Source organism: Alcaligenes sp. 13f (assembly GCF_020496585.1).
In the GTDB taxonomy this organism is placed as follows: Bacteria; Pseudomonadota; Gammaproteobacteria; order Burkholderiales; family Burkholderiaceae_B; genus Alcaligenes; species Alcaligenes phenolicus.
The window spans coordinates 126388-149250 of record NZ_JAHKKC010000011.1 but is presented as its reverse complement, the minus strand read 5'-3'; the positions used below and the strand labels follow the sequence as shown (position 1 = coordinate 149250).

The following is a 22863-nucleotide window of genomic DNA, read 5'->3' as shown; positions in this document are numbered from 1 at the left end:
CAGCGAATCCACCCTAAACACTTAACCTTTGCCCCGGCGGCATGTAACATTTTCCGCTCGGAAAGAGGTGCTTTCCGGCCCATGCAGCCTTGGGCCTGGGAAAGTCAAATGGGAAACGTGAGCGGTTCCGCCCCGGAACTGCCAAACGTGCTGCCCCCGCAACGGTACCTGCTACGCGCAAAGCCCGACACCAGCCTGCTTCTCGACCCTGAATTCATGGCCGTCCCACGGTGGGCGGCTTCGCTTACTGATGTGCGGGGACGCACATCTCACAGGAATCTCCATGACACTACTGTCCATCAGACCTTTGATGGTCGCCCTGGCGGGCGCCCTGCCTTTGATCGCCACGGCCCAAACTGCCCCTGTCGCCAAACTGGATCAAATTGTTGTTACCCCTAGCCGCATGGCTCAGCCACTGAAAAACGTGGTGGGTGACGTGACGGTGATTGATCAGGAAACCTTGCAGAAAGCGGGTCAAAGCAGTGTGGCCGAAATTTTGCAGCGTCAGCCTGGGGTGGAGATTTACACCGAGGGCGGCCCTCAAACCGTTAGTGGGGTCTATTTACGCGGCACCAACCCACAACATACGCGCGTCATGATAGACGGTATGCGCATCAATAGTTCCACCAGTGGTTCGGTGAACTGGCAAGCCTTGGACCCAGCGTTAATCGAACGTATTGAAATTGTGCGTGGAGCAGGTAGCAGCCTGTATGGCGCAGATGCTATTGGTGGTGTCATTAACATCATCACCAAAAAAGGTGGCGGTGACCGTGCCTTGAGCGCCTGGGGGAATGTTGGCATTGGGTCGCAAGACACCTTCAAAGCGAGCGCCGGGTTTTCGGGTGCGTCTCAAGGTTGGGACTACAGCCTGGCCTCCAGCTACGGCACAAGCGATGGCTTTAATGCTACTAATCCACTTGCAGGTATTTACACCTACAACCCAGACAAAAACGGCTACACCCAACACGGGCTCAGCGGTTCCTTGGGTTACGAGTGGGCACAAGGCCAGCATCTGGGCCTAACCGCTATCAACAGCTACATGGACGGCCAGTTTGACAACGGGACGTTCACTTCCCGCACCCCTAGCACCCAAACACGTCAGCAAGCCTACGGCCTGACTAGCACGAACAAATTGACTGAACTGTGGACCAGCCGTCTAAGCGCCTCACTGAGCAAAGAGACGGTAGAAAACCGCGCCTATGCTGCTCGCTACTCCACACTGCAACGCCAATACAGCTGGCAGAATGACCTAATGTTTGCGCAAGGTCACACTGTCTCCTTGCTGGCCGAGCGTCTGGAAGAGCGCATGACACACACCTCCGTACACAATAATGACCAGCGCAACACCAACGCGTTTGCTCTGATTTACCGTGGAGATATTAATCAACACCACCTGCAAGCTAGCGTACGTAATGACAATATCAGCGGATATGGCCATAAAGTAACAGGTGGTCTGGGCTACGACCTGGATATCACCAACAACTGGACAGTGGGTCTGGCCGCTAACACAGGTTTTCGTGCACCAACTTTTGCAGACCTCTACACCCCTTACGCGGCATATACGGTCGGTAGTTTTTCGGGCAACCCCAACCTCAAACCGGAAAAATCCCGCAACGTGGAAGGTCATATCCGCTACACGGATGACACCACTGAACTGGGTTTGGTGGTCTACCAAAACCGCATCAACGACCTGATCAATACCTATGCCTGTGATGCCAATTTCGACTGCACGACGACAAACACTGAAAAAGCACGTATCACTGGCCTGACCTTAACGGCTATGACACAACTGGGCGATACCACACTGAGCGCCAGTGCTGACTTCACTAACCCAAAAGATAGAAACACCGACAAGCAATTGGTGCGCCGTGCCAAGCAAAACTACAAAGTGGCCGTGGAGCAAAAGTTTGGAGCGCTGAAAACTGGGGCGGAATATTTATTCGCCTCACACCGCTTTGCAAACAGCGACAACACTGAACGCTTGGGCAGTTACGGCCTGTTGAACCTGACCGCCAGCTACCCGCTGACCTCCAGCTTGGAAGCCCAACTGCGTTGGAACAACGTGCTGGACAAGGACTACACCCTGGCTCGTCTGGGCTATAACAACGCCGGCTCCAGCGTGTTCCTGAACTTTGCCTGGCGCATGTAATCAGTAAAATCAGCTTTGCTTGATTTTGGCGCGGATCTGCACAAGAGCCGCGCCATTTACTTAAAGGCGCACGATGCCCTCTTTGCCTGCGACTTGTCGTCTTCAGCACTCAAAGCTCTCTGTCTGGAGCGGATTGGGGCTATGGGGTTTGCTTTGCCTGTTCGCCCTGCTTTTGGGATTGCCCATCTTGACGCAAGCGCAGGAGCAAGACCCGCTGCTGTCACAGGCGCAGACTCAAGCACAGCCCGAGACACAGACACAGACACAGACACAGACACAGACACAGACAAGCACAGAGCAAAGCACTCAAGAAGTACAGAGCAAGCAGCAAGATAAAACAATACAAAAAGCCGCGACAGAGCAAGCAGTCCAACCCCCACAAACTGTCGCTCCAGCCCGCGCGATTAGTCTGGCCCCTCACATCACTGAAATTCTGTTTGCCGCCGGTGCCCAAGAGCACTTGATCGCCGTAGACAGTTCCAGTGACTACCCGCCTGCCGCCAAGGATTTGCCCCGCATTGGGGACGCCTTGCGCGTAAACCCGGAACGGCTGCTGGAGCTAAAGCCTGATCAGGTCTGGGCCTGGCAAGCCAACCAGATCGGCCCTGAATTACAGCGCCAGCTACAGCAAACCCATATCAGCCTGATCTTTGCCGCCCCTGAAAAACTGGACGATATTCCCGCCTTTGTCCGTCTGGCAGGAGACAGCCTGGATACGGCGGAGGTGGCCGTGCCGATGGCTGCTTTGCTGGACAATCAGATTGCCGCCCTGCGCCAGAACAGCCGCTTGGGCGAGACGGTCAGCGTGTTTCTGGAAATCGGCTCCGAGCCTTTGTACACCTTGGCGCGCGATCCATTGATTCAAGATGTGCTAACCACCTGCAAAGCGCAAAACATCTACGCTCGCCATGCTGCCGTCGCCCCCACCATCAGTCTGGAAGACGTGCTGCACAAGCGCCCGCAAGTGGTCATCATGGCCTACCGTGATCCGGCCCAACTACGCGCCCGCCACCTGTTCTGGGAAAAGCATCTGGGGCTAAGTCCCCACGCCTTGCTGAACCTGAACCCGGATGCGCTGTACCGCCCCGGCCCCAGGCTGATAGAGGCGACTCGCGAACTATGCGAGCAACTGGATCGCTATCGAGCCCAGGTATCCTGAGCGGTTTCCTACTTCGGCTTAGAACTGATACTTCACCGCCAGCATCATGTTGCGCGGTTCGCCCCAGGTATAGGTGCTATACCAGGAGAACATGGAGTAATAGCGCTTGTCGAACAAGTTATTGACGGTAAAAGTGGCCGACAAATTTTTGTTGAAGCGATAGCGCGCCATCGCATCTACCAGCCAGTACCCCGAGACCGTATGCCGCACCTTACCCGGCGATCCAGGTCGACTGACATCCCCCCAGGTCTTGCTTTGCCAACGTGCACCACCGCCCAAGGTCAGACCATTCAGGTCGCCCTCAAAGTCGTAGGTGGTGTAGATATTGAATTGATGTTCAGGTGATAAGGTCGACACCTTTTCACCATCGCGGCGCGACAGCTTGTAGGCATAGCCTGCATGCATCTGCCATTGCGGCGTTAATTGACCAGCCACTTCCAGTTCTACGCCATGAGTACGCACACCTTGAGTGGCCTCATAAGCGATACCCCCCGACGGTGTGCGCCCCCCCGTTTCCTTGCCAAAGTTATCCTGACGCAGCTGGAAGTAAGCCAGGCTGGACGTCAAACGGCCGCCCATGAATTCGCCTTTGACACCGACCTCGTAGTTATCGCCGCGCAAGGGGTCCAGAGTACGGCCGCCCTCGTCTTGCAAATCTTGGGGCTGGAAGATATTGGTGTAGCTGGCATAGACCGAGAAGTTGTCGTTCAGGTCATACACAGCCCCAAAGTAAGGCACCCATACACCTGTCTCGCGCATATCCAGCTTGTTGTAGTTGGCATAGCGTGTACCCAGCAGCAGCTTCAAGTCATCACGCAGGTTCAGGCGCGTGCTGACGTACAAGCCATTTTCTCGTGTCACTTCACGATCGTCGCCCAGGTGCTTCCAGTTCATGCGCGGCCAGCGACCATCCCATTCGTAGTAATTCGAGACATCGGTATTACTGTTTTCACCGTAAGACGCATTGGTCCAGCGACGACGCGATACGCCGCCTCCAACCACCAACTCATGCTCGCGTCCGAACAGTTCAAAGGGGCCGGTCGCATAGAAGTCCGCCGTGTTCGAGACCGTCTTGCCCACGTAGCGCCCGGACCATAAGGAGGTGCCTTTGCCCGTCAAAGGATCGGGATTGCCAGCCGCCACCGCCGCCAATTCGGAGTCATAACCGTTGATCAGGTGATTGAGCTGCACCTTGGCCATCCAGCCACTGTCGAACTCATGCTCCAAAGTGGCAAAGGCCGAACGGGTGTACTGGTTCCAGCGACTCCAGCGCGTACCGTTATTAAAAGAACGGTCCATATCGTTGAAGTTGCCTTGCGCGTCATAAATCGGGATGCCGCCCCAGGTCGAGCCTTTGGGGTCGTTATCCTGCAAATCCGCCCCCAGCGTCAGGCGGGTGTCTGGAGTCAGGTCGGCTTCCATAATGCCGTACAGCACCAAAGTCTGACGTTGGTAGTGGTCCAGCTGGCTTTTCTTGTCCTGATAGGCACCGACCATGCGGCCACGTATAGACCCTGTCTCGTTCAAAGGACCGGAGAAATCCACTTCACCACGATAGTTGTCCCACGTCCCCGCACCCGCGCTGGCGTGGCCCTGAAACTCTTGCGTCGGTTTTTTGCGAATCATATTGATCGTGGCGCCGGGGTTGCCACTGCCGGTCAACAGACCAGAGGCCCCTTTCAAGACTTCAACGCGGTCATAAATCGCCATATCGCTTAACGTATTACCGGCGGAGTAAGGCGAATCCCGCAAGGTGGGGATACCGTCGTACTGGAAGTTCTTGATATCGAAGCCACGGGCCTCGTAGGCGGTACGCTCGCTATCGTAAGTAATGATGCTGACGCCCGGCGTATGGCGCACCACGTCATCAATACTGGTCAGGTTGAAGTCGTCCATCTTCTTGCGTGTAGTCACGCTGATGGCCTGCGGCGTCTGACGCGGAGTCAGACGCAAGCGGGTTGCCGTGGCAATCGTGCCCGCTGCATACGTGCCTGAACCTTCGGTAATGTCGCCCAGCGCATTGCGACGCACTTCAATACTGGCCAAAGACTGCACACTGGCGTCGTCCGCCAAGGTGTCGCTATCGGGCAAGGCAATCAAGACATAGCCCTGATCCCGGCTTTGCACCTGAAACGGCTGCCCAGCCAGCAAGGCGGCAAAGCCTTCCTGCACGGAATACTGTCCCTGCAAGCGCGGAGCGCGCAAACCTTGCAATCGGGAGGAATCCATCACCAGCGCTACCCCGGCCTGTTGAGCGAACTGGCTCAAGCGGCTGGCCAGATCCCCGGCCTCCAGCGCGTAGGCTTGGGTCGTCTGGGCCGAAGCCGGCGCCACGCTCAGCATCAAGGCCCCTACAAAGGCCAAGCCCAGCAGGCGGCGGCAGGTATTGGGCATGAACGGCGTCTTCACAAGCGCCAAAGGCGGCGCATTCTTCGGGACCATGAAATCTCTCCTTCTTTGGCAAGGTCTATCTATTAAAGACGCACGAGCTCAAAAAAGCGGCAATCAAGGCCTGAAATTAATCATCAATCCCTGGTCTGATATGTTCTGCACCTGCAATCGGGGATACAAGTCCTTTAGCAAAGCCAGAGCCGACAAGGGCTTGTCGGCAGGCAAGACAGCGCTGACCGTCAAGCCTTCCATGCCTTGCGGCTTGATCTGTGTTTTGCCGGAGTACTGGCGAGTGATCTGCTCCAGAGCCTGCGTCAAAGGCACATGCTCCAGAAGCAACTGCCGCTGGTCCCAAGTGCGCATGACACGGCTTACATCGGTCTGGCGGTTCGCCCCCAGGCCTTGCGCATTGATCTGCACCTGATCGCCTGGCCCCAACTCGCGAGCGGCTTGCGGGCCCTGGGGGCGCGGATAAACCAGCACCCGAGAAGATAGCACCGTCAACAGCGTGCCTTGCGGCTGTTCCTGCACAATAAATTCAGTTCCCAAGGCTTGCGATACCGCCTGGCTGCTCAAGACCCGCAAGGGTCGATCCGGCTGCTTGGCTACCACCACCCGGACCTGCCCTTCCAGCAGCTCAATATCCCGGTACTGCTTGCTATACAAAATCTTGACCTTTGATGCTCCGGCCAACTCCAAACGAGTGCCATCCTCCAGCACCACACTGCGCCATTCTCCGGCAGCGGTCTGTACGGACTGATTGGACCAGGGCAATACAAAGGCCAGAATCGGCAAGATAAACACCACAGCCCAGAGCAGCAGCATCATGCCCTGACGCCAATCACGCAACAGCTTGGGACGCGCCGACAATCCTGCATCCAGCGCACTACGGCCAGGGGTGGTATTGGCCTGTACCGCCAGTTTTCTGACTCTGCCCAAGACCGCTTCCATACCTGCAGCCGCCGCTTCGTGACGCGGGTCCTGCGCACGCCAGGCCATGAATTCGGCTTGGGCCTGTTCGGTGAATTGTTCGGGATCAGACAAGAGCACAACCCATTGGGCGGCCTGTCGCTCTATCTCCTCGTTGGACATGGGGCTCAAGCTGGAATCAAGGTCTGAACATGGAGCAAAGCCTGCACCAGATCATTACGCACAGTGCGTTCGCTAACCCCCAAGCTCTTGGCCACGCTTGATTGCGTTTCCCCATCCAGATAGCAGCTCAGGAACACCATGCGAGCCCGCGCGGGCAACTCGTCCAAAGCCTGAGCCAACAAGGCCAGCGCCTCCAGGGTTTGGGCGCACTGCTCTGCCGAGGGTGCTTGCGCCCCTTCGGCCAAGGTCGCCTCCAAGGCTTCCAGATAGGCTTGCTCAACAGCCATGCGTCGGCTGCGATCAATTAACAGCCTTCTGGCCGTGGTAGCCAGAAACGCACGAGGATGACGTAAATGATGAACGGTAGAGGGGGCCAACAGCAGACGCACAAAGGTGTCCTGCACCAGATCTTCCGCCGTAAAGCTGCAATGCAGACGCGCGCGCAACCACCGCAACAACCAGCTACGGTGATCTTGATAGAAATCTCCCATCCCTATGGGCGCTGACGAATAGTCCATAGACCCTGATTAAACTAATCAATAATCATTCTCATTCCAAAATTATGACATGAAAAGGCAGGGATTCTGATTGCGAGCGTCGCAAGCGTCGTCTGCTCACGACAGATCATCGATGAAAACAACTGTTCGCCCTGCAGGGCCGTAAAAAAAAGAAGTGCGTTCAGGCTGCAATCAAAAAGGCGGGCATAGCTATAAAGCCATGCCCGCCCAACGATCTCTGCACAGATCATTGCCGCGGCGCCGGAGTACGCCCCGAATGTCAGGGGCATCTGCCAAGCTCTTACATCACAAAAGAAGGCAGTGTCAGCACGGCATGAGTGGGCTGGTAGCGAAAGCCTTCTACATCGTTCAGACGGGCTTTGGCACGACGGGACAGATGCTTGAGGACTTGGCTGCGCTCCACGGTGGGCAGTGTGGACAGTGCGTTTTCGATGGTGCGACCGGACAGGTCATTAAGTGCGTAAGCAAACTCGCGAGCACCGTGGGTTTGCAGCAGCTCCAGCAGGTAGCCTTGACGCTGGCGGGATGCGGCCAGGCGCAGAGCGTCTTGCAGAGCGTTGTTGTGTGGGGTGGAACGAAACAGGTTGAGGCGGAACATAGCATTCTCCTTCGGACACAGGGGTCCAGAAAGAGTGCTCACCTCATCAGAGGGGCCCGCTTTGTGGTCCAGTGTCCAATTGACTGGTCATTAAGGAGGCTTGTCCTTTACAGGAACAAAGCCATAAAGAAGGATCAGGGTCCATTTACTTTTAAACGTGAGTAGTTAAAAAAGAAGGTGCAACGGTTTTTGCACCAACAGTATTTTCGCATCTGAGTGTGGGCTTGTCCGCCAGGCATTGGCACACGTTCCATCGCCTTGCAGACATCAAATTTATACTTAGGGATATGTCTCCTGAACCGTCCCCACAAGCACTCAGCCCTGCCCGACCTTCCTGCGCCAGGGCCAGTGAGAACACGGACTCAGGTGCAGGAAACCGGCCATTTCATTAGAAGTGATGCGTCACACCCAAAGCCACACGGCTGCTACGCGGTTCGCTGGCACTGGCTGCCGTTTCCATATCAAAGCGACGTCCTTGAGCCGCAAAGGCATAGACGCTGGTTCGGGGCGACAAGGCATGCACGTAGCCCACAGACATCACCTGAATGCGACGTGCGCGCTCATCGGTATCCTCCCAGGTCCAGTTCGGACGGCCCAAAGACCATTGCAGCTGGAACTCGCCCTTGCCTACAGGAATCGCCGTGCCCACATACCAGGTGTCCAGTCGGCCACCGTTGATGAACTCCGCCGGGCCCAAGCCTTCCAAGCCCTTGTCTTGCAGATGGGCAGGACCATCATCACCATTCAGGCCCACAAAGCCATTGCTCTGACGGCTCCAGCCAGTTGCAAGACGGGCTACCTCAAAGTCATAGCTCGCACCCAATTGCCAGGCCGTAGGACGACGGGACTCGACACGACTCAAGCTCTCGTAACTGGCCCCCAACAGCCAGGGGCCGTCCTCATAGCGCAAAGCGAGGCTATAGAGTTTGCTGCGAGACCCTCCCAGGCCCTGCTCGCCCACATCCGCGCTATAGCTGGCGCCTAACTGCATACCCGCCCATTCCGGGCTGCGCCAGCTGAACTGATTGGAGATCTGGTAGTTGTCCGAGGCACGCATCAAAGCGCCCATGCCAAAGTCTTTCCAGGAACCTACTTCAATGGCAGAGACAAATTCCTGGCCCACGGTGTACTGGCGTCCAAAACGCAGCTCGCCCCAGTTATCACTGCCCAGACCCAGCCAGGCCTGATAGTTGAACAGACGCCCGGAATCCTCGGCCCGGCCTGTAGCCAGATCAATACCGCTTTCCAGATTGAAGGTGGCACGCAGCCCATCGCCCAGATCCTCATGGCCGCGAATCCCCCACAGCGAGTCCGTCTGCCCACCGCTTAATACGTCGCGCTGCGAGCCTTCACCGCTCACGCGAGTCCAACCCAAACCGGCATCCAAAGTGCCATAGAGCTGCACCGAGGTTTCAGCATGGCTGTGGCTGGGCATCATAAGCGCTCCTGCAAGACCAAACAGGGCCACGCCAGTTGCCAAAGAAGCGGCTTTGCTCAATTGAAAAGGACTGCACTCCAGCACACGACGCCAGCCGCAGGCCACAGGAACAGGTTCACGCATCAGAACTCCTAACAAGGTTTGATTACCCGTCGCCACCACCACACCTTGTGCGGTCCCGGCCACAACCTGGTCGCCCATGGCGCATGTATCGGGAGCAGCCTGCAAAATGGCGCGGTTCAGAATCAGGTGATCCTGATGGATCAAGCGCAGATCCGCCGGCACGTAATCACCGGCAGACAACAGCACGATATCGCCAGTCACCAGCATACGAGCCGGCACGCGGGACTGGTGATCCCGTGCCAGATCGTACATGGTCAAATCGCGGCGCACCTGACAGGTTTGTTTTTTCATGGTTTGGACCACTTGGGTCAGATCAGCAGGGCTGGAACGCAGTACCCGTACTTGATTGGGGCCGTTCTGTATAAGACGGCGCAACACTTCATCAAAGGCCAGGCCATGGCGCTGGGTACTCAAGGCTTGCAACACTTGTGGCACGCTGCGGGTGGCGTAGTAGCTCAGCGCACAGTGGGCGCGGCGTACCAGACGCACCGGGCTCTGGTGTACGACGGCGCTGTGATCGGGATGGAAAAACCGGCTTGCATTCATGGGGACCTCTACACATTGGTACAGGGACGGCCACCCCGCTCTGAAAAGCTAAGGATGTGTTTACCGTCGCAGTGGAAAGACAAAAATCGCGAATTGATTCGGGTAGGAGTTAGCGCCTAACCGGGCCAGCACACAGCACTCCCCCTTAACGCAACGCGCCCGATTTCTTGATTGTCCAGATCGGTACCGCCGTCAACACCAACACGGTCACCAACTGCACCCACATGGTGCCCTCCCAAGATAACTCGGGCATGACATGGAAGTTCTGACCGTACCAGTTGATCAAGGCTGTACCGGGCACCAGCAAGGCCCACAGCACCGTAAAGACCTTGGTCACGTTCAGGTCGCTCATGGCCACGGACTCTCCGGCGGCACGCCAATGAAAACGCTGGCGTTCAATGGCGAAATGCGCACGGCGCTGCATGCCTTCAATGGCGGCAATCAGCTCGTCCACTCGGCTCAACTCCAGGCTTTTTTCCTGATACACCCAGCGGCGCAAGCGTTGTGCGGCCTGCTCCAGATCGTCAATGGAATGCATCACATGAGACAGCGGTTTGTGCAGGGTTGCCATATGGCTGTCCAGATCAATCATGTCCTCGGCACCGCGCGAATAGTCCGTGCCGACATTGGACAGAAAGCCGCGCAAGGACAGGGTCGAGACACTCAGGCCCTGATCAATACGGTCCAGCACTTGCGAGGTCTGCGCCAGCAATTGATACAGCAAAGTCAAAGCCAGGGCATGGGAGCTGGCCAAGGACATTTCCTGGGCACTCAAGCGCTCCAGAGCCTGGCCGGGACGCAGCAGACGATGGCCAGTTTCCACGGTATACAAAGGCTGATTGTCCTGCCCCAAACACCAGATCAGGTCAGACACCTGCATCTGTTCGTCACTCACTCGCACACAGCGTATGCGTGTGGCCATCCCCAGGCTGGCCTGGGCTTGTGGCAGCAAATCCACGCGATACAACTTGCCCAGATCTTCCAGCGCCTGACGGTCAGGGGCCTGCAAGCGCCGCCAGGAAGCCATATCCTTGAAACGGGCCGTCATCGCATCCACCCTTTACGCTTTACATAGGCCAAGGGAGCCAAGGCAAATACGGCGGTCATGCCCATAACCAGCCACTCGCCACCGATAATTTCCAGCTCGGGCATATTGGCAAAGTTCTGGCCGTAAAACGCCGCGATCAGCGTAGGCGGCAAGAACACCGCAGTAACCACTGTAAAGACCTTGATCACCTGGTTCTGCTTCAAATCCAGCGTGGTCATCAAGGACTGCTGCAAGTTGCGGATCTTGTCGTGCTGAAAGCGGGCATAGCGACGCAAGCTTTGAATATCCGAGAGCAACATGGACAGGTTCTCTGCGCTTTCGCCACCGGGCGTACGACGCAGCCAACGACCTGCGCGAGCCAGCATCAATTGCCCTTCCACGGTTTTGGCGACCAGTTCCTCGGCCTCACCCAGACCGATAGCGGTACTGGCAATATCCGCTACCCCGGCCTGACGGCCGGAGGTATCAAAGCCGCCACTGGCTGCCGCCACCGTATCGCTGCGCTCGTCCAGACGCCCGGCAATATCGGAAATCGTGGCACGAGCCTGGTCGTTCAGAGCCTGCAGGATCATGAACAGAATTGACGCGGGGCTGGGCGCAGCTTGTCCGGCCTCTGCCCTGGCGTTCAACTGCTGGCTGACTCGCTCCAAAGTATCAACCCGCACGTCCTGCTCCACGCTGATCAGGCGGTCCTTGCTCAAGGCGAACAGCAGGCTGGTTTCGCGGTACTGCTGGCCCTGACGTATCACCATCTCCACGGGAATCAGAATAAAGCCCGCTTCTTCCGCGGCAGCACGGCCCCGTTTGACGCTCAGGTCCAGGCCCAGTTTGGCTTGCGCCTCGGCCAGTTCATCGTGCCGGCTGGCCGACAGCTGCAACCATGCCGTTTTTTGCCCGCGCTTGTCGCTCAGGCTGGACACCACCGCGCCCCCCTGTTTTTTTTCAGTCATGGCTTAGTCCTCACTTTGTACCTGTTCCGCTTCCGGGGAAACCATGTAGTGGCCATACAAATGCAGACCGGCAAAACTGCCCAGAATCAGGATGTACAGCACCACCACCGCAATCATGATTTCGCGCTCGATATGCGCGGTGCGTGGGCGGTTGGCACGCGCCCGGTCAATGGCCTGACGGCGCTGCTGGACGGCCGCGTTGGAGTCCGACTGCAGGCTCAAGTCTTCATTCCAAACCAGTCCGCGTAATTTATCCGAGCCTGCCGATGCCACCTCGGTACTGCTTTTCAGTGTGTTCAACATACGAAATTCTTCCCATTCATTTAAGTATCAAAGGCAGCGCGCTCTAGCGCAGCCAGCCCCGGTGTTTCACATAGATCAGCGGCAACATGGAGAACAAGGCGGTGGAAATAATCCCCACTATCTCGGCGTGCTCCCATTGCAGAATCGGCATATAGGCAAAGTTCATGCTGTAGTAGGTTGAAATCAGCATGGCGGGCAGGAACACGGCGGTCACCACCGAGAACACTTTCACAATCTGGTTCTGCTTCACGTTCAGCGCCATATTGTTGGTGGTCTGCAAAAGGCGGACGCGATCGTGCACAAAGTTCACCTGCTTTTCCACGGCCTCGATGTCGTCGATCAGGGTATGAAAAACAGGCTTCAGTTTTTCCTGATCTGCGGGTAAACGCGCCAGGGCATGACGAGCAGCCATGGCCAGCTGCAATTGGCTTTCCAGGCAGTCGGACAAGAGTTCTTCTACTTCGCTCAAATCCATCTGGGTGGAGACCACATCACTGACGCCAAAGTCCCGGTCCTTGGTTTCCAGGCTGTTGAGCACGGCGTTGGTCTGAGTCAGCACCTTGCCCAGATCGTGGCTCAGGGAGTCCAGCAGTTCATCGGTGGCATCGTTAATGGATTGCAAAATCACCGCAAAGCTTTCAAAGGCGTCGTTCTCGCGACCATCACGCTGCAAGCGCTGCAGGGCCTGGGCCAGTGGCTTGGGGCTGGGATCAGGTTCAATGGACACCAAGGCTTCGCGGCTCAGGATGAACACCACACGGCTGGCTTTCTTCTGACCCTTGTCCACGTTCAGAAACGTCACAGGCACAAAGCTGAAGGGGCCTTCCTGTGTGGGACTGTTCTGCAAGGTCTGTGGAATTTCCACGCCCAGCTTTTTACGAAGGCCACTGATCTGCTCGGTGGCATGGATGCTGATGCGCATCCAGTTATTGGGCTGGCCGTCGTTGCCAAAGAGCGGCGGCGTTTTACCTTGGTCCGTCATTGTTGATCTCCATCAGAACGGGTCTCTTGGGTGCTGGACGCATCGGGCGACGGCGTCGTGGTACCCATGTAAAAGCTGGAATGCGAGCCGGAGGTAGAACTGGTCCGGGTTTCCAGGTGCGAGTTGCTGAAAAACAGCCAGCTCACCACCACAATCAAAATGCCCCACGAAGACAGCAGCATGGAAAAGGACAGACGCTCGTAGCGCGACCAACGCTTGCGACCCTTGAGCGGTGCAACACTGGGGCGACGCGCCGAGCGGGTCCAGACCTGGGCGGCCAGCGAGTTGTCCTGATACGGTTTGCTGCTCAAGGAAGAGGGAATGGTTTGCGGCATAGCACTCTTTTGGGTTGATGAAAGCCACAGCAGCCGTCCATGACGGTGCGAACCCCGCATGGGCTGGTCTGCTGTGACAGGTTGAACAGAAAAGGGGTAGGGTCCAGTGCTCAAGAGCGCTGGGGCTGGCGATACTCACGCAGCCAGTCCTGCGTGCCGTAGCGGTGCGGGAACAGGGTGAACAGGCTGGGCGACGGGCCATGAGTGCGGCGGCGACCCAAATGCCCTACTCGCACGCCGGTATGCATGGCGTTGTAGACCTGACTGCGATCAAACTCGGGAAGCATGGCCAGAACATCGGCGCGGACACGAGCCGAAAGCTCGGGCAAGGCCTGGGCAAAAGCCAGGGTGCCGTGCGAGGCCAGCAAGTCGCACACGGCGACAGGGCGGTAAGTGGCGACAGCCATACGCAAAGCGCGCTGCAAGCTATCGTGGGGGCGGGAAAACAGCATGAGATTCTCCTGGGCACACGGCCACAGAAGCGCCCCACACGTCTTAGACCGTGAGGAACCTGGAGCCGGTGCTCAATTCGCAATGGGGTTTCATGCGGACATGAAACGCGGGGCGCAACGCAAATGTGCGTCTTTCAGATTCAGGGTCAGGGCCCAAGAACGTGCTCCTTTAACAATCAAACAATGCCAATCGAACTCAAGCCCCAGGTACATCAGCACCTGAGGCTTGTGTCCGAGCGATAAAACAGAAAGAACGGATGAAATCTACGGATCCCTCAAGAAAAATCCCGTTCTTGAGGAACAACAGAATTTTCGCATCGCAACTCTGGCAGGGCCAGCCTGCATTGGGGCCTTGCGCATGGCCTTAAACATAAGGCGAATATGCCAAGGTATATATTTGCCACAGCCACAGGCCAATCAGGCTCGCATCCGTGGCCAGCCCCCTGCCCGAGCCAAATCCCTACCGCACACCAGCAAGCCGGCATACGGGTTTTCCTGCGGGCACCGGCCAAATGGATTATTCTTGCAGTGTTTGCCCAGCAAAAAACCAATTCTTTATCCGTCAACAAAGACGGATGCGCAACAAAGCACCACCATGACCCAAACAGTGAACAACGATCCCTTTATCCTGGCCGGAACCAGCTACCAATCCCGGCTATTGGTAGGCACCGGTAAATACAAAGATTTTGATGAAACTCGTCAGGCTATTGAAGCCAGCGGCGCTGAAATTGTGACGGTGGCCATTCGCCGCACCAATATCGGCCAGAACGCCAACGAGCCCAATCTGCTCGATTACCTGCCCCCCTCCAAATACACCCTGCTGCCCAACACCGCAGGTTGCTATACCGCCGAGGACGCCGTGCGTACCTTGCGTCTGGCCCGCGAACTGCTGGACGGCCACAAACTGGTCAAACTAGAAGTGCTGGGCGACTCCGGCAATCTGTTCCCCAATATGCCCGAAACCTTGAAAGCCGCCAAAACCCTGGTGGATGAAGGCTTTGATGTGATGGTGTATTGCGCCGACGATCCTATCCAGGCCCGTATGCTGGAAGATATTGGCTGTGTAGCCATCATGCCCTTGGCCTCCCTGATCGGTTCGGGCATGGGCATCATCAACCCCTGGAACCTGCGCCTGATCATCGATCAGAGCAAGGTGCCTGTGCTGGTCGATGCCGGTGTCGGTACAGCCTCGGATGCGGCTATTGCCATGGAACTGGGCTGTGATGGTGTCCTGATGAACACCGCGATTGCCGGTGCCCGCCAGCCTGTGATGATGGCCAGCGCCATGAACCTGGCTGTACAAGCCGGTCGTCAGGCTTATCTGGCTGGCCGTGTGCCCCGCAAATACTACGATGCCGACCCCAGCTCCCCCACTGAAGGGCTGATTCACTCCCGTACCTGATTGAGACATGATTCCCAACACGCTGACCATTGCCGGGGTTGACCCCTCCGGCGGCGCCGGTATTCTGGCTGATGTCAAAGCCATGAGCGCCCTGGGTGCTTATGCCACCGCTGTGATTGCCGCTTTGACGGCACAAAATACTCAAGGGGTAACCGGTATCAGCCCGGTTCCTGCCGACTTTGTGCGCCAGCAGATTGATACGCTGTTTGCCGATGTGCGCATTGATGGTGTCAAGATCGGCATGTTGGGCCAGGAGGCCGTCACCACCGTGGTGGCCGAGCGCATGGCTCACTTCAAACCCAGGCATCTGGTGCTGGACCCGGTAATGATCGCCAAAAGCGGCGATCATCTGCTGGAAAAGTCGGCCGTCCATGCCCTGCGTGAACAGTTAGTGCCCCAGTGCACCATGATCACGCCCAATCTGCCCGAAGCCGGTGTCCTTTTGGACGCCCGCCCGGTAGAAACCGTCAAGGAAATGCGTCAGGCTGCCGAGCGTCTGCGTCGCCTGATGAATCACAGCGATCAACGCTGGGTCTTCCTGAAAGGCGGTCACCTGCCCGGTTCGGACTGCATAGACTTGCTACACGATGGCGACAAGATGATCGAAATGCCCGCCAAGCGTATTGATACTGCCAATACGCACGGCACCGGCTGCACCTTGTCGGCTGCGCTGGCCGCCCTGCTACCCCAATACAGCAATGTGCCTGACGCTGCTCTGGCTGCCAAAAAGTACTTGTACGAAGCCATTGCCCGTTCGGGTGAACTGACAGTGGGCAGCGGACACGGTCCGGTGCATCACTTCCATAAACTGTGGCCATCGTCCTGATACGTGCCGTTTGATCGGGCCGCTTGAAGGCCCCTGTCTTATGTCTACACTTGGAATTATTGTCGCCATGCGCGAAGAGCTGGAGATTGTGCTGGAGCGCTTGCAAGAGCCCCAGACCATCCAGCGCGCCGGCATGGATTTTCATCGCGGCAGCTATCTGGGCAAGCCCGTTGTGGCCGTGGTTTGCGGCGTGGGCAAGGTCAACGCCGCCGCCTGCACCCAGATGCTGATCTCGGAATTTGCCGTGGGCAGCATTATCAATATCGGCATTGCGGGTGCGGTTGAGCCCAGCATCCGGCCGGGCGATATCGTCATTGCCGATACCCTGGTCCAGCACGATGTGGAACTGAAAGCCCTGGGTCTGGCGCCGGGACAGGTTTTCCGTCTGGATACCTTCGATTTCCCCGCCGATCCCGCCCTGCTGACCGTGGCTCAAACCGCCGCCCAGCAGATCGAAGGCCACCAGGTTCATACGGGCCGAATTGTTACCGGCGACCAATTTATCGCATGTAACGATAAAATACAGTGGTTAAGCGCCACCTTCAACGCTTTAGCCTGCGAAATGGAAAGTGGCGCCATTGCCCAGGTGTGCTATCTGAACAAGGTACCTTTTGTCTGCATACGCAGTATTTCAGACAATGCTAACAGTGAAGCGCACATGGATTTTGATACCTTCTTGCCCATTGCCGTCAACAACGCCAGCACCTTGCTCCATGCAATGGTGCCGTCCTGCTAAGCCCAACTGCGCATCTTTATCGATGTGCTGGCTTATAATCGGCTCTTTGGTGCGACACGTAGATGTCGCTTCTGCGTCGGTTCAACCCTTGAGAACCGAACGACCTACTCCCCCAAGGAGCAGGTTCAGGGTATTACTTCACTGCTATCAGTCAGCGCACCCCGGTGCCTGACACAAGTCAACGACCCAGCCTTGGCTGGTGTCTCAAACGATAGAAACACTTCTACGGAAGAGACTCTGCCTTACGGCGACGTTTATCAAACGCTCGTCCGTATTCTTACGCCCCCTAGACTGCCCAACTGGGTAACTAGACACTCCAAACCCGAGTAATCCATACGGCATCCTTGCGATACCGAATGGAACTCTTTGTGTGCGTAAAACTAGCTGACTTGGATAACGTGAAACCGCAGAGCGCAAGCTCTGATCTGCCTTGTTATGCCTTCTGAAAGGAAGTGCCATAACCGTGTGTACGACCACACGTAGCCTACGGTGACGTGCTCGACCAGTAATGGGCGGGTGCGAAGCTCACCAGACAACGTACCCCCGCGTAAGCGGCACTTCTGACCTGTGAGGGTCAGGGTGGACACTGCCAGCAGAAAGGCGGTTAAGGGGCTAGGCTAGTTCCGCATGGGCAACGTAATGTGAATCATCGCTTGAACCTGGGTAACGATTGAATGGCTAAATCTGCTGACAAGCCATAACCAAAAGGTGTGCTGCTGGCTGTGGAAGTCAAAGATTCCCACACGTCGTCAATAAAGCAGTCCCAGGAGAGATGAGCCCTAAACGGAGAGTCCGACTGCGATGTAAATCGTAATCAGTCGGTAGATCAGGGAACGTGGTAAGCCCCACTATCCGCCAAGGTGTGTAAACACCCTTGGCAGGCAAACCGCAAGGAGAGCTGTTGGATGAGGGGGTATGGGAAAGTGGAAAAAGCGAATGGCCGCCTGTAATGGGTGGCATAGGGCTCTGCTCCGGTGCGAAAGCACGCCCACTTCCACTAGGTGCAACCGTCGCAAGACGACTGCAAACGTTCAAACCACCCCGAGGGGATGTACACCATCCCTTCGGGGACGTTGTGCGTCCTTTTAACGGGATAACCGGAAAGAGGAAAGCATGAGAAAGACCACTCCCCGTGGTTCTGCGTCCTCACACGAGCCGCAAGACTGGCACGCCATTGACTGGCGTCGAGTCGAGCAATTCGTGCGAACAACGCAGCAACGTATCGCGAAGGCGACGCGGGATAATGATTGGCGCAGGGTCAAGGCCCTGCAACGCTCTTTAACCCACTCGTTTTCCGCCAGAGCCTTGGCGGTAAGACGGGTTACTGAAAACCAAGGCAAGCGAACGGCCGGTGTCGATCGTCAGCTTTGGGAAACTCCTGCCCTGAAACGGGCGGCGATAGGCAGGTTAAGGCAGCAAAGAGGCTATAAGCCTCTTCCCTTGCGGCGGGTCTATATCCCCAAAGCGAACGGTAAAGAACGCCCCTTGGGCATTCCCACGCTGTTCGACCGGGCAATGCAGGCTTTGCATTTGCTGGGGCTTGAACCCGTGGCAGAAACCACGAGCGACCCGAACAGCTACGGCTTTCGGAAACAACGCTCAACGGCGGATGCAATGGGACAGATATTTGTCTGCACATCCAAAAAGGCTTCGGCCCAATGGGTATTGGAGGCGGATATTCAAGGCTGTTTTGACCACATTAACCACCAATGGCTGGTTGACCATGTTCCCATGAACAAGGTCGTCCTGCGCAAGTGGTTGAAAGCCGGGGTTGTCCACAAGGGCCGCCTCTCGCCAACCGAAGAAGGGACGCCGCAAGGCGGAATCATCTCGCCCACGTTGGCAAATGTGTGTTTAAACGGGCTCGAATCAGACCTGAAAGCGTACCTCGGTGCGCAATATGGAAAGACGAAAGCCACGAAGCTGAAAGTCAATGTGATCCGGTACGCCGACGATTTTGTGATCACCGGCAATTCGAAAGAATTGCTGGAGGCTGAAATCAGGCCGTGGATAGAAACCTTCCTTGCACAACGAGGACTGCGACTATCGCCGGAAAAGACGAAAGTCGTACACATAGACGAAGGCTTTGACTTTCTGGGATGGAACTTTCGCAAGTACAAAGGAAAGTTGCTCATCAAGCCCAGCAAGAAGAACGTGCAAGCGTTCTACCGTAAGGTCAGAGAGATCGTAAAAACGCACTTGATGGTGAAACAGGAGGATCTCATTGCCAAGCTCAACCCCGTTTTACGGGGCTGGGCGCAGTACCACCAACCGGTGGTGGCGAAAGAAACCTTTAGTCGGATGGATAATCTGATCTACTGGCGCCTCGTGCGCTGGACGAGACGACGACATCCGAATAAGTCTCGACCCTGGTGCCACCGCCGTTACTGGCAAAGCATCGCAGGTCGGAACGAGTTTGCTGCAACAATATGGACAGAAGAAGGCTCCTTCCCGATCACCCTGTTGAGGCTCGCTGATACAGAGATCGTGAGGCACGAGAAGATCAAGGGAGAGTACAACCCGTTTGATTCATCGTGGGAGGTCTATGGTGAACAGTTAAGGACGAAGCGACTGCTTAAACGCATCGCCTATCGAACCGAGACTGCAAAACTATATGTGTCCCAAGCAGGGCGCTGCGCCTTGTGCGGGGAACCTCTGGACTACGAAAGCGGATGGCATGACCACCACCTGGTTTATCGGATGGATGGTGGGTCAGACGCCCTCTCGAACCGAGTGCTTTTGCACCCGGTCTGTCACATACGGGTGCATACCCTTGGTTTGCAGGTAGCGAAACCGGCCCGATAAGGGCTTCGAATCCAGACGGAAAAGGTGATCAGAGATATAATCTGAAAATCCTTTTTCTGCTGGACGTGTTGTGCTTGAGCCGGATGCGGTGAAAGTCGCAAGTCCGGTTCTTAGGGGGGGATGATCCAGCAATGGATCGTTCCTACCCTACCCAAGCCTTTAGTTTTCTGGAAGCTATGAACCATTTTGCGCTGTCTGAACTCGAACGTGCCCGTTACTACATGGTGGAACAACAAATCCGTCCCTGGAACGTATCCGACGAAAAAGTGCTGCAAGCATTGGTCGAGGTCCAGCGCGAACGCTTTGTTCCCTCGTCCTTGCGCCCTTCGGCCTTTTCGGACACCGAGCTGCCACTGATCATCAATGCCGTGGACACGCACGAGACCATGCTCTCGCCCAAAGTCGAAGCCCGTCTGGCTCAAGAGCTGCTGCTGCAGCCTAGCGACGGTGTGCTCGAAATTGGTACCGGCTCGGGCTACCAGGCTGCTTTGCTGGCTCACCTGTCCCAACAAGTTACCTCCATCGAAATTGACAGCAAACTGGCCGCTTTCGCCCAGGAAAACCTGCAGCGCAACAATGTGCGCAACGTCAAGGTTGAAGTGGGTGACGCGCACGCAGGCTGGGGCACCACCGAATACGACGCCATTCTGGTCACCGGCTCCGTGCCCACCATTCCTGATGCTTTGAAGTACCAGCTCTGTATCGGCGGCCGTCTGGTTGTAGTGGTCGGTCAAAACCCGGTCATGACGGCTGTACGTATTACTCGCACCAGCGCGGCCAGCTTCGAGACTACACCCCTGTTCGACACCTGGATCAAACCGTTGCGCGGCACCGCCGTTTCGCAATTCCGCTTTTAAGCACATATGCGGTTCATGACTCCCTTGCGCCTGGCATTGCTTTCGCTGCTTGCCTTAAGTAGCACCGCCCAGTCGCAAGATCTGCTGCAGGCCTGGAACCAGGCCCTGGCACATGAACCGCAGTTTGGCGCTGCGCAAGCTGCGCATCAAGCCGATCAGGAACAAGTACCCCAAAGCCGGGCACAGCTGTTGCCACAGATCAGCGCCATCGGCACAGCCGAACTGCAGGAGCGTCGTCAAACCAGCAAGCTGTCCAATCAGCATTCCAGTGACCGAGCTGCCTGGACCTTGACGCTGAGCCAACCCGTGTACAACCGTAATGCCTGGGCCCGTTACGAACGCGCCCAATTACTGGCGCAGGGCGCGGATATTCAACTGACGCTGGATCGGCAAGATTTGATGCTGCGCGTCAGCCAAAGCTATTTTGATGTGCTGGCTGCGCAAGATACGCTGTCTACCCTGAAAGCCCAGCAAGCCGCCATTGACGCGCAATTACGTGCTGCTGATCAGAACTTTCAGCTGGGTGGCACCACGATTACCGATACCTACGAAGCCAAATCGCGCCTGGACCTGACCCGGGCTGGCGTCTTGCAGGCTGAAAATGCCCTGCAGGTGGCTCAGGACAAGCTGGCTGCGCTGACGCTGGAGCGTTATGACACGCTGGCGCGCCTGCGTGAGCCTTTACGCCTTCCCGCCCCGCAGCCTGCGAATTTGCAAGACTGGCTGGATCAGTCCAGCCAATCCGGCTTGACCGTGGCACTGGCTGATATCAAGGCCCGTGCTGCCGAAGAGCAGTTGAAAAGCACCCAGGCCCTGCACGAACCCACCCTGGCCCTGAAAGCCCAAACCGGCAGCGGTAGCGACCAGACTCTGTTTGGCCAAGCGGGCGGTGGCCCACGTTCGCTGAACAGCGCTTTAGGTCTGGAGTTAAGCATCCCGATTTTCCGTGGTGGTGAAACCAGCTCGCAAGTACGCGAACAAAGCTCGCGCCTGCAACAGGCCCGCTACGATCATCAGTTCGCTATTCAGCAATCCATCCAGCAGACGCGCCAGTACTTCTCTGGCGTCACCACAGGTCTGGTCCGTGTGCAGGCACTGGAAGCAGCCACCAAATCCAGTCAGGACGCCCTGGAGGCCAACAAGCTGGCTTACGAGGTCGGTGTACGTGTAAACATCGATGTACTCAATGCCCAACAGCAGTTGTATGAAGCGCAACGTAGCTTGGCCCAAGCGCGTTACGAAGTTCTGATGAACAGCCTGCGCCTGAAAGCAGCCAGCGGCACCTTGAACGAAAACGATCTGCGTGCTGTCAACGATCTGCTTGAACCGGCATCCTGAAGCCTGCGCTGGCAAAAAATACAGACTAGGCACCGCAATCTGGCCTTTAAAGCGAGACCTCTCCAGCCAGATTTAGTATCTCCGAAATATGCTCAATATCTGCCTCTGAGACAGACACGCCAAGCAAGCCCGATCAAGCAAGAGGGTCACATCAAACCTGGTCCGGGCACTGACAGTGGCATTAGCAACCCGGTCTGGCTTGGGCCCAATGCCCCGGCATATCTCAAACGCCATGCAATCCTGGGCATCAGCAGAACCTCGAGCTCACGACTTAGAAGCAAAAAAAATCCCGGACCAAGCCGGGATTCAACACATCAATTTGTCCTGTGCTTTTAGTCGCGCAGCTTCTTGACCAGTGCTGTCGTGGAACGCTGGAACTCGAAGGGAATTGCGACAGCATCACCACCCCAGCTACGCACCAAGGCCGTTTCAGGCAAGGCTTCCATATCGTAGTCGCCACCCTTGACGATCAGGTCCGGGCGCAGTGCTGCGATCAGGGCTTCGGGCGTATCCTCGTCAAACAAGACCACCGCATCCACGCAGGCCAGCGCAGCCAGCAAGGCAGCGCGATCCTGCTCGGGATTGATGGGGCGCTCCGGCCCCTTGTTCAGACGGCGCACCGAGGCATCGGTATTCACACCGACAATCAGCGAGGCACCCAATTGGGCAGCCTCGTCCAGGTAGCTGACATGCCCACGGTGCAAAATATCAAACACACCGTTGGTAAAGACCAGCGGGCGCGCCAGGCGCCCCTGCTCCACCGCTTCACGCAAGGCATCCAGACCCATCACCTTGGCCTCGAAACGTGCGCTCAT

21 protein-coding genes and 1 riboswitch are annotated in these 22863 nt (G+C 56.8%); of the genes, 8 read left to right on the top strand and 13 right to left on the bottom strand.

Annotated elements, in window-relative coordinates:
• Positions 1–48 precede the first annotated feature (48 nt).
• A riboswitch (cobalamin riboswitch) is annotated at positions 49–214 on the top strand.
• 69 nt (positions 215–283) lie between these two features.
• Both KOE80_RS11590 and KOE80_RS11585 read left to right on the top strand, forming a co-directional pair.
• The gene (locus tag KOE80_RS11590; protein WP_226349190.1) at positions 284–2149 is read left to right on the top strand and encodes a TonB-dependent receptor domain-containing protein; all 1866 of its coding nucleotides are present in this window, start codon (positions 284–286) and stop codon (positions 2147–2149) included.
• 187 nt (positions 2150–2336) lie between these two features.
• Complete coding sequence (locus tag KOE80_RS11585) at positions 2337–3308, top strand: ABC transporter substrate-binding protein (RefSeq protein WP_226349189.1); 972 nt, start codon at positions 2337–2339, stop codon at positions 3306–3308.
• A gap of 18 nt (positions 3309–3326) precedes the next feature.
• Here the strand turns inward: KOE80_RS11585 and KOE80_RS11580 are convergent, their stop codons facing one another.
• From KOE80_RS11580 to KOE80_RS11525, 12 genes are all read right to left on the bottom strand, one after another.
• On the bottom strand, positions 3327–5750 hold the full coding sequence (locus KOE80_RS11580) for a TonB-dependent siderophore receptor (protein WP_226349188.1): 2424 nt from the start codon (positions 5748–5750) through the stop codon (positions 3327–3329).
• Positions 5751–5813: 63 nt separating this feature from the next.
• Positions 5814–6791, bottom strand: coding sequence for a FecR family protein (locus KOE80_RS11575; RefSeq protein WP_226349187.1), 978 nt, complete (start codon positions 6789–6791; stop codon positions 5814–5816).
• Positions 6792–6796: 5 nt separating this feature from the next.
• Positions 6797–7309 (bottom strand): sigma-70 family RNA polymerase sigma factor, encoded by a 513-nt coding sequence (locus tag KOE80_RS11570; protein WP_035270353.1) that lies wholly within the window; start codon positions 7307–7309, stop codon positions 6797–6799.
• Between the two features lie 14 nt (positions 7310–7323).
• Positions 7324–7578, bottom strand: coding sequence for a hypothetical protein (locus KOE80_RS11565; RefSeq protein ID WP_226349186.1), 255 nt, complete (start codon positions 7576–7578; stop codon positions 7324–7326).
• Between the two features lie 11 nt (positions 7579–7589).
• The gene (locus KOE80_RS11560; protein ID WP_035270349.1) at positions 7590–7907 is read right to left on the bottom strand and encodes a hypothetical protein; all 318 of its coding nucleotides are present in this window, start codon (positions 7905–7907) and stop codon (positions 7590–7592) included.
• Between the two features lie 388 nt (positions 7908–8295).
• Positions 8296–10014 (bottom strand): porin, encoded by a 1719-nt coding sequence (locus KOE80_RS11555; RefSeq protein WP_226349185.1) that lies wholly within the window; start codon positions 10012–10014, stop codon positions 8296–8298.
• Positions 10015–10159: 145 nt separating this feature from the next.
• Entirely contained in the window at positions 10160–11062 is a 903-nt protein-coding gene (locus KOE80_RS11550; protein ID WP_226349184.1) for a CorA family divalent cation transporter, read from the bottom strand.
• Positions 11059–12012 (bottom strand): CorA family divalent cation transporter, encoded by a 954-nt coding sequence (locus KOE80_RS11545; protein WP_115634437.1) that lies wholly within the window; start codon positions 12010–12012, stop codon positions 11059–11061. The genes KOE80_RS11550 and KOE80_RS11545 overlap by 4 nt, the downstream gene beginning before the upstream one ends.
• 3 nt (positions 12013–12015) lie before the next feature.
• Entirely contained in the window at positions 12016–12315 is a 300-nt protein-coding gene (locus KOE80_RS11540; RefSeq protein ID WP_226349183.1) for a hypothetical protein, read from the bottom strand.
• Between the two features lie 43 nt (positions 12316–12358).
• Positions 12359–13297, bottom strand: a complete 939-nt coding sequence (locus KOE80_RS11535) for a CorA family divalent cation transporter (protein ID WP_009458707.1) — start codon at positions 13295–13297, stop codon at positions 12359–12361.
• Entirely contained in the window at positions 13294–13632 is a 339-nt protein-coding gene (locus KOE80_RS11530) for a hypothetical protein (RefSeq protein WP_179136473.1), read from the bottom strand. Before KOE80_RS11530 ends, KOE80_RS11535 begins: the two co-directional genes overlap by 4 nt.
• Positions 13633–13742: 110 nt before the next feature.
• A complete protein-coding gene (locus KOE80_RS11525) occupies positions 13743–14084 on the bottom strand; it encodes a hypothetical protein (RefSeq protein WP_009458705.1) in 342 nt (113 codons plus the stop codon).
• A gap of 595 nt (positions 14085–14679) precedes the next feature.
• Between KOE80_RS11525 and KOE80_RS11520 the strand changes: the two genes are divergently transcribed.
• From KOE80_RS11520 to KOE80_RS11495, 6 genes are all read left to right on the top strand, one after another.
• Positions 14680–15486: a thiazole synthase gene (locus KOE80_RS11520; protein WP_009458704.1), complete on the top strand. Its 807-nt coding sequence runs from the start codon at positions 14680–14682 to the stop codon at positions 15484–15486.
• A gap of 7 nt (positions 15487–15493) precedes the next feature.
• Complete coding sequence (gene thiD / locus KOE80_RS11515) at positions 15494–16312, top strand: bifunctional hydroxymethylpyrimidine kinase/phosphomethylpyrimidine kinase (protein WP_022983636.1); 819 nt, start codon at positions 15494–15496, stop codon at positions 16310–16312.
• A gap of 40 nt (positions 16313–16352) precedes the next feature.
• Positions 16353–17048 (top strand): 5'-methylthioadenosine/adenosylhomocysteine nucleosidase, encoded by a 696-nt coding sequence (locus KOE80_RS11510; RefSeq protein WP_035270343.1) that lies wholly within the window; start codon positions 16353–16355, stop codon positions 17046–17048.
• Between the two features lie 1113 nt (positions 17049–18161).
• The gene (gene ltrA, locus KOE80_RS11505) at positions 18162–19853 is read left to right on the top strand and encodes a group II intron reverse transcriptase/maturase (protein ID WP_226349182.1); all 1692 of its coding nucleotides are present in this window, start codon (positions 18162–18164) and stop codon (positions 19851–19853) included.
• 176 nt (positions 19854–20029) lie between these two features.
• Positions 20030–20710: a protein-L-isoaspartate O-methyltransferase family protein gene (locus KOE80_RS11500; protein ID WP_035270341.1), complete on the top strand. Its 681-nt coding sequence runs from the start codon at positions 20030–20032 to the stop codon at positions 20708–20710.
• A 15-nt stretch (positions 20711–20725) separates the two neighbouring features.
• Complete coding sequence (locus tag KOE80_RS11495) at positions 20726–22048, top strand: TolC family outer membrane protein (RefSeq protein ID WP_226349181.1); 1323 nt, start codon at positions 20726–20728, stop codon at positions 22046–22048.
• Positions 22049–22380: 332 nt separating this feature from the next.
• On the opposite strand, the gene rfaE2 is transcribed toward KOE80_RS11495, so the two are convergent.
• Entirely contained in the window at positions 22381–22863 is a 483-nt protein-coding gene (gene rfaE2, locus KOE80_RS11490) for a D-glycero-beta-D-manno-heptose 1-phosphate adenylyltransferase (protein WP_009458698.1), read from the bottom strand.

What these genes read in the sequence shown, in the direction of transcription:
- KOE80_RS11590 (WP_226349190.1), top strand. Translation starts at nt 284, where the DNA reads ATGACACTACTGTCCATCAGACCTTTGATGGTCGCCCTGGCGGGCGCC.
- KOE80_RS11580 (WP_226349188.1), bottom strand. Translation starts at nt 5,750, where the DNA reads ATGGTCCCGAAGAATGCGCCGCCTTTGGCGCTTGTGAAGACGCCGTTC.
- KOE80_RS11575 (WP_226349187.1), bottom strand. Translation starts at nt 6,791, where the DNA reads ATGTCCAACGAGGAGATAGAGCGACAGGCCGCCCAATGGGTTGTGCTC.
- KOE80_RS11570 (WP_035270353.1), bottom strand. Translation starts at nt 7,309, where the DNA reads ATGGACTATTCGTCAGCGCCCATAGGGATGGGAGATTTCTATCAAGAT.
- KOE80_RS11565 (WP_226349186.1), bottom strand. Translation starts at nt 7,578, where the DNA reads ATGCCCCTGACATTCGGGGCGTACTCCGGCGCCGCGGCAATGATCTGT.
- KOE80_RS11560 (WP_035270349.1), bottom strand. Translation starts at nt 7,907, where the DNA reads ATGTTCCGCCTCAACCTGTTTCGTTCCACCCCACACAACAACGCTCTG.
- KOE80_RS11555 (WP_226349185.1), bottom strand. Translation starts at nt 10,014, where the DNA reads ATGAATGCAAGCCGGTTTTTCCATCCCGATCACAGCGCCGTCGTACAC.
- KOE80_RS11550 (WP_226349184.1), bottom strand. Translation starts at nt 11,062, where the DNA reads ATGACGGCCCGTTTCAAGGATATGGCTTCCTGGCGGCGCTTGCAGGCC.
- KOE80_RS11545 (WP_115634437.1), bottom strand. Translation starts at nt 12,012, where the DNA reads ATGACTGAAAAAAAACAGGGGGGCGCGGTGGTGTCCAGCCTGAGCGAC.
- KOE80_RS11540 (WP_226349183.1), bottom strand. Translation starts at nt 12,315, where the DNA reads ATGTTGAACACACTGAAAAGCAGTACCGAGGTGGCATCGGCAGGCTCG.
- KOE80_RS11535 (WP_009458707.1), bottom strand. Translation starts at nt 13,297, where the DNA reads ATGACGGACCAAGGTAAAACGCCGCCGCTCTTTGGCAACGACGGCCAG.
- KOE80_RS11530 (WP_179136473.1), bottom strand. Translation starts at nt 13,632, where the DNA reads ATGCCGCAAACCATTCCCTCTTCCTTGAGCAGCAAACCGTATCAGGAC.
- KOE80_RS11525 (WP_009458705.1), bottom strand. Translation starts at nt 14,084, where the DNA reads ATGCTGTTTTCCCGCCCCCACGATAGCTTGCAGCGCGCTTTGCGTATG.
- KOE80_RS11520 (WP_009458704.1), top strand. Translation starts at nt 14,680, where the DNA reads ATGACCCAAACAGTGAACAACGATCCCTTTATCCTGGCCGGAACCAGC.
- thiD (WP_022983636.1), top strand. Translation starts at nt 15,494, where the DNA reads ATGATTCCCAACACGCTGACCATTGCCGGGGTTGACCCCTCCGGCGGC.
- KOE80_RS11510 (WP_035270343.1), top strand. Translation starts at nt 16,353, where the DNA reads ATGTCTACACTTGGAATTATTGTCGCCATGCGCGAAGAGCTGGAGATT.
- ltrA (WP_226349182.1), top strand. Translation starts at nt 18,162, where the DNA reads ATGAGAAAGACCACTCCCCGTGGTTCTGCGTCCTCACACGAGCCGCAA.
- KOE80_RS11500 (WP_035270341.1), top strand. Translation starts at nt 20,030, where the DNA reads ATGAACCATTTTGCGCTGTCTGAACTCGAACGTGCCCGTTACTACATG.
- KOE80_RS11495 (WP_226349181.1), top strand. Translation starts at nt 20,726, where the DNA reads ATGACTCCCTTGCGCCTGGCATTGCTTTCGCTGCTTGCCTTAAGTAGC.
- rfaE2 (WP_009458698.1), bottom strand. Translation starts at nt 22,863, where the DNA reads ATGAGCGCACGTTTCGAGGCCAAGGTGATGGGTCTGGATGCCTTGCGT.